Annotated in this window: 1 protein-coding gene; it reads left to right on the forward strand. The window is 63.1% G+C overall.

All coding sequences use genetic code 11. The annotated features are described in order from the left end of the window. Positions 1-2,017, forward strand: a 2,017-nt coding sequence (gene tssH / locus VKP01_RS08280; RefSeq protein ID WP_324411679.1) for a type VI secretion system ATPase TssH, incomplete at both ends; no start/stop codon positions are given.

Here is a 2,017-nt window from a genome sequence, read left to right on the forward strand (position 1 = left end):
GACCTACGCCACCCTTTTCTTTGGCGAGGCGCAGATCCGCACCGGTCATGTTCTGGTAGCCCTGCTGAACGATCCGGCTCTGCGGCGTGGGCTGGTGCGGTATTCCAAGGACTTCGACCAGATTTCCGTGGACCAACTGGCGCAAGACAGCCGCACGCTCTGGTCCGAATCCGAAGAAGAGAACATGCCGCCGATGGACGGCACCGGGCTGAGCAGTGCCGGGCGCGGCGACACGGGCGACGAGGATCGTTCCGGCGCGGCAACGGCTCTTGGCCGATTCTCAGTGGATATGACCGCCGAGGCGCAGGCGAAGAAGCTTGATCGGGTGGTGGGCCGTGATGACGAAATTCGGCAGGTGATCGACATCCTTCTGCGCCGCCGCCAGAACAACCCGATTCTGACCGGCGAAGCGGGCGTGGGCAAGACCGCGGTGGTCGAGGGGTTTGCCCAATGGCTCGCCGCTGGCGAAGTGCCACCCAAGCTCAAGGGGACGCGGCTGCACATGCTCGACATCCAGTCGATGCAGGCGGGCGCGTCGATGAAGGGAGAGTTCGAACAGCGTCTGAAATCCGTGATCGACGAGGTGCAATCCTCGGCCACGCCGATCATCCTGTTCATCGATGAGGCGCATACCCTGATCGGGGCGGGAGGACAGGCCGGGACGGGCGACGCCGCCAACCTTTTGAAACCGGCACTGGCGCGCGGCACTCTGCGCACCATCGCCGCAACGACATGGTCCGAATACCGCCAGCATATCGAGAAAGACCCGGCGCTGACACGACGGTTTCAGCCCATCAACGTCGACGAACCTGATATCGAGCGGTGCTGCTACATGCTGCGCGGTATCCTCGCGCCGATGGAGGCGCATCACAACGTGCGCATCTCGGATGAAGCGATCGTTTCTGCCGTCACCCTGTCCTCGCGCTACATCCCCGCGCGGCAATTGCCGGACAAGGCGGTGTCACTGCTCGATACCGCCTGCGCGCGGGTGGCGGTCAGCCAGTCCTCGGTTCCGGCAAGAATCATGGACACGAAGGAACGCATCGCCGCGCTCGACACCGAAATCGCCGCCAAGGTCGCCGAACGCGATCTGGGCGAAACCAACGAGGAGCGCCTGATCGAGGCCGAGGCGGAAAAGGCGCAATTGATCGAAGATCTGGCCGCGACCGAGACGATGTATGCCAGGGAAAAGGAGATCGTCGATCAGGTTCTGGCGCTGCGCAAATCCATCGCCGTGGCCGAGGGCCGCGATGTGGACGACGTGGCCGATGCCCGCCCCGAGGAAGAGGACGCGGCTTCGGATGCCGCCGCCGAAGCCAGGAGCGACGCTGTCGACCCAGCCGAAGCGCGCGCTGAAATGCATGCCCGCATGGCAGATCTGGAATCCGGCAATCCCGATGATCGCATGGTCTATGCTCATGTCGATGCACAGGCGGTGGCCAGCGTGATTTCCGACTGGACGGGCATCCCGGCGGGGCGGATGGTGCAGGACGAATTGCAGGCCGTACTCAACCTCGCTGAGCACCTGCAGGAACGCGTGATCGGTCAGGATCATGGGCTGCGCGCCATCGCCAAGCGGATCGAGACCAATCGCGCGGGGCTATCGAACCCCAACAAGCCGATCGGCGTTTTCATGCTGTGCGGCCCCTCGGGCGTGGGCAAGACCGAAACCGCGCTCGCACTCGCTGAAGAGCTTTACGGCGGCGAGCAGAATGTCATCACCATCAACATGAGCGAGTTCCAGGAAGCGCATACCGTCTCACTGCTGAAAGGGGCACCGCCGGGATATGTCGGCTATGGCGAGGGCGGTCGCCTGACCGAAGCGGTGCGGCGCAAGCCCTATTCGGTGGTTCTGCTCGACGAGGTCGAAAAGGCACATTCAGACATTCACGAACTGTTCTTTCAGGTCTTCGACAAGGGCGTGATGGAGGACGGCAACGGGCGGCTGATCGACTTCAAGAACACGTTGATCCTGCTGACCTCGAACGTCGGTACCGACGTGATCATGGACATGGCC

Origin of the sequence: Saliniramus sp. (assembly GCF_035311605.1) — a bacterium.
Lineage (GTDB): Bacteria > Pseudomonadota > Alphaproteobacteria > Rhizobiales > Beijerinckiaceae > Saliniramus.